At 49.3% G+C, this 6,864-nt stretch carries 8 protein-coding genes and 1 pseudogene; 1 reads left to right on the top strand and 8 read right to left on the bottom strand.

From position 1 onward, the window contains the following. The first annotated feature begins 195 nt into the window (after positions 1 to 195). The gene (mscL, locus tag OCV59_RS08505) at positions 196 to 603 is read left to right on the top strand and encodes a large conductance mechanosensitive channel protein MscL (protein ID WP_147594063.1); all 408 of its coding nucleotides are present in this window, start codon (positions 196 to 198) and stop codon (positions 601 to 603) included. A 152-nt stretch (positions 604 to 755) separates the two neighbouring features. On the opposite strand, the gene eutM is transcribed toward mscL, so the two are convergent. The 8 genes and pseudogenes from eutM to OCV59_RS08465 all read right to left on the bottom strand — a co-directional run bounded on the left by eutM (position 756) and on the right by OCV59_RS08465 (position 6,859). Further along, on the bottom strand, positions 756 to 1,043 hold the full coding sequence (gene eutM, locus OCV59_RS08500; protein WP_147594062.1) for an ethanolamine utilization microcompartment protein EutM: 288 nt from the start codon (positions 1,041 to 1,043) through the stop codon (positions 756 to 758). 52 nt (positions 1,044 to 1,095) lie between these two features. Continuing rightward, a complete protein-coding gene (locus OCV59_RS08495; protein WP_147594061.1) occupies positions 1,096 to 1,746 on the bottom strand; it encodes a phosphate propanoyltransferase in 651 nt (216 codons plus the stop codon). A 337-nt stretch (positions 1,747 to 2,083) separates the two neighbouring features. Further along, positions 2,084 to 3,469, bottom strand: a pseudogene (locus OCV59_RS08490) (acetaldehyde dehydrogenase (acetylating)); the annotation flags it as partial. A gap of 35 nt (positions 3,470 to 3,504) precedes the next feature. Next, a complete protein-coding gene (locus OCV59_RS08485) occupies positions 3,505 to 3,909 on the bottom strand; it encodes a hypothetical protein (protein ID WP_147594059.1) in 405 nt (134 codons plus the stop codon). After that, entirely contained in the window at positions 3,869 to 4,213 is a 345-nt protein-coding gene (locus OCV59_RS08480; protein WP_147594058.1) for a BMC domain-containing protein, read from the bottom strand. The genes OCV59_RS08485 and OCV59_RS08480 overlap by 41 nt, the downstream gene beginning before the upstream one ends. A gap of 22 nt (positions 4,214 to 4,235) precedes the next feature. Then, a complete protein-coding gene (locus OCV59_RS08475) occupies positions 4,236 to 4,913 on the bottom strand; it encodes a cupin domain-containing protein (protein WP_147594057.1) in 678 nt (225 codons plus the stop codon). Between the two features lie 67 nt (positions 4,914 to 4,980). Then, positions 4,981 to 5,529 (bottom strand): BMC domain-containing protein, encoded by a 549-nt coding sequence (locus OCV59_RS08470; protein WP_147594056.1) that lies wholly within the window; start codon positions 5,527 to 5,529, stop codon positions 4,981 to 4,983. 1 nt (position 5,530) lies between these two features. Then, positions 5,531 to 6,859 carry a 4Fe-4S dicluster domain-containing protein gene (locus tag OCV59_RS08465; RefSeq protein ID WP_147594055.1) on the bottom strand — a complete coding sequence of 443 codons (1,329 nt, stop codon included), beginning with the start codon at positions 6,857 to 6,859 and terminating at the stop codon, positions 5,531 to 5,533. Positions 6,860 to 6,864: the final 5 nt, after the last annotated feature.

The raw sequence follows: 6,864 nt of genomic DNA, 5'->3' as shown, positions 1-6,864 counted from the left end.
CTGATATATGGAAATACGGGTTATTGAGAGTATGGGATACTGGGAGGCAGTCTCCGATCTTTTAACCTACAGAAACTTGACACTGTCACCGTTATACGAGGAGTTTTACAATTATGTCGATCGATGTTAAAATATGTTTTATTGAGCATTTTTATCTTAAATTTTAGATCAAGTAAAAAGGAGTGCAAAATCATTATGAAAAAGTTTTTAAATGAATTCAAGACTTTCGCCATGAAGGGCAATGTCATCGACATGGCAGTCGGCATCATAATAGGTGCCGCATTTACAGCGATCGTTACTTCGCTCGTAGACGATATCCTTTCACCGCTTATCGGTCTCCTTGTAAAAGTCGACTTCAACGATCTGTCTGTAAATATCGCAGGAGTCGACCTCAGATACGGCGCATTCATCATGGCAGTGATAAATTTCCTTATCGTAGCATTTGCACTTTTCGTTCTCGTAAAGACGCTGAATACCGCCGGGACCCTGGGAAGATCCAAAAAGCCTGAAGCTGAGCCCGAGACAAAGGAATGTCCTTACTGCAGAAGCGAGATATCGGTAAAGGCCACCAGATGTCCTCACTGTACTTCGCAGCTCGAATGATATAGATATAATATGGATCCGATTTCCGGAGCCACTGCTGCATATGCATGATATGACTGCTCTGCCAGTAAAAAGGGGCATCGCCCTCACGATCAAATCGTTGATGCGACGCCCCTTGTAAACCAGCTCAGTAATTTAAAATCTGCATTCTATTATTTATTGTTTTTCTGCGGCAGGATCTCTTCTACTTCTACGTGCGGACGAGGAATCACGTGTACGGACAGCAGTTCGCCGACTCTCTGAGCAGCAGCTGCACCTGCATCTGTAGCAGCCTTTACAGCGCCTACATCTCCTCTGACCATTACAGTTACCAGTCCGCCGCCTACGAATTCCTTACCGATGAGGTATACGTTTGCAGCCTTTACCATAGCATCTGCAGCTTCGATAGAACCAATTAAACCCTTTGTTTCGATCATTCCTAATGCTTCGTTCTTAGTCATTTTAATTTCCTCCTAAAAAAACATTTCATTTAAAACTTTACGTATTTTTGATTTACTTAATGATTTTGATCCTTGTAGATGAACTCATGTTCATCGCATTGGCTTCTTCTGTATCCACATGACATTCCAGAGCCGATGTGTCCGTAGCACGGATCGCAACGTTTGCCAGCGTTCCGCCTCTCGGGCCGTCTACCTGGATACTGACGATCTGTCCGTCATGCACGCCGTGAGCTGCCGCTTCGTGCGGAAGCATGTGGATATGTCTTTGTGCCACGATCAGACCTTCTGTCGTCTGTACCGATCCCTTAGGACCGATGATCGTGATTCCCGGTGTTCCCGCCAGATCTCCGGACAATCTTGCCGGAGCCTTGACTCCCAGCTTGAAACCGTCTCCTGTCAGGATCTCGATCTGTGTCTTGCTGCGAACAGGTCCTAATACGCGGATCTTTTCGATCGCACCTTTCGGTCCGCAGATCGTCACTGTTTCCTTACAGGCGAACTGTCCCGGCTGTGACAGATCTTTGATCGGCGTCAGCTGATACCCTGCTCCGAACAGAGTATCAAGGTCAGCCTGTGAAAGATGTATATGGCGGTTGGAAACACCTACCGGAATGCCCTCCGGAGCCTGCTGTCCTGCACCGTTTACGGACTGTACCGCTTCTAACAGCACTTTCAGGACTGCTTCGTATTCCTTGCTTGCCATCTTATTCTCCCTTCATTGCATTTACCAGCGCATTTATCATGTCGTTGAGCTGATTTGCATCGATCGGCTGATCACTTGCTGCAGGTGCATCTGCATTGCTGCAGCAGCTGTTGCATCCTACGCCGTAGGAAATGCCGCTGTTGTTCTGGTAGTCAGCCGGTGAAAGGTAAGCTGACGTAGATCCGCAGTTAGCCGGAGATGCATATGCCGGCACAGGATCCGCTGTTCCGCATACTGCAGAAACTGCGCATGGCGCAATCGCTGCGGAGTTTACCGGAGATGATCCGGTATTTGCGTCTGATCCCGAAACTGCATTCAGTTGAGTCAGTTCCGGATGATTGAATGTCGGATCGTCTGCTGCCAGAGTAGCACAGTTTTTGATTCCGTAAGCAACTTTTTTGATGTTGACCAGGTGCAGCGGGCTGACATTTTCGGATACCGAGCTGCCTCCCCATGTTCCGCATCCAAGTGTAAATGATGGGAGCAGGCCAGTGCTGGCACCTGTGCCGCCCATACTGCTGCCTGTGTTGACCAGGATCCTGGATGCCGGCTTTCTCGTGAACTCCAGCACGATGTTCCTGTTTTCCGTATGCAGACTCATGGTATGTCCGATGCCATTCTGTAAAAGTTCAATACTCAGCTCGCATGCCTCGTGCCAGTCATTTACCACATAAAAGGCCAGTACGCTGGTCAGCTTTTCATAGGAAAGCGGATATCCATCGCCAACTCCGCCCTGAGGTCCTATCAGTACGGTCGTGTTCTCCGGAACATGGATCCCGGCCGCATTTGCAATATGTATCGGTGACCTTCCTACAAATTTGGCATTCATGGCATGACCGCCTGCCTTGAACAGAAGCTTGCAGACTTTGTCTGTTTCTTCCGGGCTCATGAAGTAAGCCCCCTGTTTTTTCAATTCCGCAATTACTGCGTCCTTGTTGCATTCCTCACAGATGATAGACTGTTCGGATGCACATATCGTCCCATAGTCAAATGTCTTGCTTGCTATGATATTTGTCACAGCCTGCTGTACGTTAGATGTTCTTTCGATGTATGCCGGGGAATTTCCGGCGCCTACACCCAGTGCCGGCTTACCGGCGCTGTAAGCAGCCTTTACCATTCCGGGACCACCTGTTGCGATGATCATCTTGACTTCCTTGCTGTGCATCAGTTCATCTGTCGCCGGCATGGAAGGCATGGAAATGCATCCGATGATATTTTCCGGTGCTCCGGCCTCCACTGCAGCATCGCGCATCAGAGCAGCTGCCTTCAGTGTGCACTTTGCAGCAGATGGATGCGGTGAAAATACGATAGCGTTTCTGGCCTTGATCGCGATGATAGACTTGAAGATCGCTGTGGATGTAGGATTCGTGGAAGGCACGATGCCCATCAGCAGACCGACCGGATCAGCTACATCCATAGTTCTGCTGACCGGATCTTCACTTATGATCCCGATCGTCTTCATGTCCTTGATGGCATCGTACAGTAACGTCGAGGCCATGTGATTCTTATAAGTTTTATCTGCCACTTTACCGAAGCCTGTTTCTTCTACTGCCATCTGTGCCAGTGAAACAGCATTTTCTTCAGCAACGCGAACCATATTACGTATGATTTTATCGATCTGATCTTCTGTATAGTTTGCGATCTTTTCTGTTGCGATCTGACCCAGTCTTGCCAGATCGCGAACTTCCTGTACAGATCGTAAATCATAATCAATATTCTGCATATTATGGCACCTCCTTTTTTAACTTTGCATTCTCTCTAGTTTTCTTTGCTATAATATTTCTTCAGTTCTTCCAGAAGGGTCGCCTTGTTTGCCTTGGAGATCTCTCTTCCGGCGATCCGGAGGCCGTCGTATTCTCTAGCCAGATTTCTCAGTTTCACGACTCTGCATTTACCGACTTCAGCCAGGGCTTTTTCTGCTCCGTTTTCTTCTGCCAGACGATCTACACATTCCTTTGTGAATTCGGATTCTTCCATTACGTGCTGCAAAGCTTCTCCCGCTTCTCCCGCTGCAGGTTCTTCTGCAGCTGCGTTTTCTGCTGCATGCTCAGCAGGTTCTTCCGGCTGCTCCGGTTGTGTTGCTTCCTCTTCTGTCAGCTCTGAATCTGATTCGGGTTCCTCTTTATCTGGGACCGGCCTCTTCCACATCATCATCGTCTTCATGTTCGTGTTCCGAACGTTCGATGAGCGGGATCGGATTTACGATGGTTTCGCCAACCTCAACATGCGGTCTTGGGATCACGTGCTGTGTTACCAGGGAGCGTTCACCCAGTCTTGCTGCTGCGGCAGCACCGGCATCAACGGATGCCTTTACGGCTGCTACGTCGCCTGTTACTGTAACAGTAACCAGGCCGCCCTTGACGAAAGTTCTTTCCAGAAGTTTTACTTCTGCCGCTTTCAGCATGGCATCAGCTGCTTCGATAGCAGGAACCAGTCCATATGTTTCTATCATACCTAATGCTTCCATTAGCTGACCTCCTTATTCGTGATTAGTGAGTTGCATAAAATACAGTTACCTTGTCCGGTGAACCAAAGGCAAGCTTGGCACCATTCTGGAAGAACAGGCAGTCTCCCGGATTTCCGGTAAAGATCCTACCGTCCTTTTCCACCGTTAACGTACCGTCTACGACGTAATAGATTTCCTGACAAGCAACATCCCAAGGGAAGCTGCAGTTTTCAATCGTCATGAATCCGGCATTCATTGCCGATCCATCATCTGCACCGATCAGTTCATTGTAAAATACTTTGTCTGCAGGATTTCCTGTATCCAGCGGTTCCCACTTGGCTGTATTGCTGCGAACCAGCTTTACAAACCCGTTTCCGTCACTTTCGGATACATAAGGAACGTCCTGACCGATGGAACTCATTACGCTTCCCAGCATGCCTTTATCCATCAGCGTCTTGAGCGCCTTGTAGATCAGCTCGCTGTCGATTCCATCTGCTGCCGGAGCGCATGCGTGTGCATCCTGTGCCGTAGCCGGTGCTGCTTCACACGGCTGTGCGCTGCAGCATCCTGCCTGCGGTTCGCCGATCTTGAATTCGATATCAGCTACCGCTGCAGCATCCTTTGCGGATGGCGTAATAAGCGTGTCTGCGTCGATGTACATTACTTTATGACCCTGCTGTGCACAAGCTTCAACTTCCTTTGCACAAATCAGTCGTTTCATGTGTCCACATCCTTTCATCTATCGCACTGCTTCAAGTAATAAATTATTATCTATGATAATACACATCCTACAGAAGGGATGGTACTAACAGTTCTGACGGCGAAGGGATGACTTCCGAATTTACCAGAAGACCCTTCTCCTGTGCGATGGCTTCGCCTGCATCAGTTCCGGCCCTGACTGCTGCCACATCACCGGTATAGGTGAAGTATGCCTTGCCGCCCAGTCCGTTACCAAGACGAAGTTCGATCGCCTGCAGCTCTGCTGCTTTTAAAATCTGATCTGCACAGATGATCATTGTTGCCAGGGAGAAAGATTCCATGATCCCGATCGCCTGTATGCGGTCCGGCATCGTTGCTCCTGTGATCGCCGGGAACACTCCGGGATCTACATTAGGAATTACGATGGAATCTACAAAGAACTCCTCCGCCATCCGTTCACCGATGCGGACAGAATCTTCAACGGCTGCCACATCACCGTGAACGATGGCGATGTACTTGCCCGGGCATGCAGATGCTGCCGTTACGATCTCCACTTCAGAAATCTTGACCATCTGGTCAGCAGCGTAAATGCCTCTGGCGATGCTGTTGAATTCAACCATTCCTATTGCTCTTTGCATCTTAATTCCTCCTTATCTCAATATAGTCTGCCGTTACTTCGCTGACCGTGCCGCTGATACTCGTATGGATCGCAGCTCCAAGGCTGCCTTCCGGTATCTGCCCGATCATCTGTCCGGCCTGCACCTGCTGCCCGACACTTACTGCCGGAGCGGCCGGTGCGCCCACATGCTGTCTTGTGGAAATGCGGATCACTGCCGGTGAGAACTCCACGTCCGTCATCGGCGCCGGGAGATCGAAATCACGAAGTCCCATCCTTGCGATCAGCCGCTTGCTCGGAACCAGACGGTACGGACGAATCGGACGCGGTTCGAACTCCGTCTTTTCCGGCTTGTATTTGATCTTCTGTTCTGCCAGTTTTTCTTTAAAGTACAGGTTCGCCATCTTAGGATGGAGACCTGCCGGACAGGCGAAAAGTTCGCACATATTGCACTGACAGCAGAGCTGTGCAGTTTTCTGTCCTTCCAGGTCATCGATCTTATAGTTGAGAACTCTCATCATCTTATGCGGCTGCATGTTGTGTCCCAGAAGATAGCGCGGACACATGTCTGTGCACATCCGGCACTGTTCGCAAGTCGCTTTGTTGACTCTTCTCGCCTGTTCCATCGTGACCGATTTCCTACGGATCAGGAAATGGCTTTTCTTCAGGATCACGAAGCCTTTGTTCTTCTTCGTGATGAATCCGCCGATATCAGTCATCACAGGTCCCATCATAGGACCGCCGTCGATAACTGCATAGTCGGTGAAATCTTCGATCCCCGAAAGTTTCAGCACATCTATGACCGGTGTTCCGACAGGGACCTTTACCGTCACCCGGTTCGGTACATCGCCTGTTACAGTGATGTACTTCTCCGTTACCGGAATCCCCCGGGAAGCCTTGTAGATATTAAGTGCTGTCTCCGAGTTGACTACAACACATCCTACCATGATCGGGATCCCTGTTTCCGGAACGACTCTTCCGGTCAGCTGGTATACCAGCACCTGCTCGTCACCTGCAGGATATATGTCAGGAAGTTCTCCTATCTCCACGTATCCATCCAGCTGAAGAGTTTTGATCCGTTCTTTAAGAAGTTCGATGACTTCTCCATGTTTACTCTTGATACCGATGATCGCTTTTTTCGCGCTTACCAGTCTTCCGGCTTCTGCAAAACCCCTGATGATCTCATCCGGGTAAATTGCCATCAGCTGCTGGTCAACACGCAGCAGCGGTTCACATTCCGCTCCGTTCATCAGTATGTATTCTGCCTCTGATGTGAGTTTTGCATGGGTAGGAAAACCTGCTCCACCCGCACCAATGATTCCGGCATCTTTTATCTGATCTAAAAGATTCATCCTCA

It is taken from the genome of Brotomerdimonas butyrica (genome assembly GCF_025567305.1).
Taxonomy (GTDB): domain Bacteria; phylum Bacillota; class Clostridia; order Peptostreptococcales; family Anaerovoracaceae; genus Lentihominibacter; species Lentihominibacter butyricus.
The sequence above is the reverse complement of the archived record's forward strand: the minus strand, read 5'-3'. Positions and strand labels throughout refer to the sequence as shown.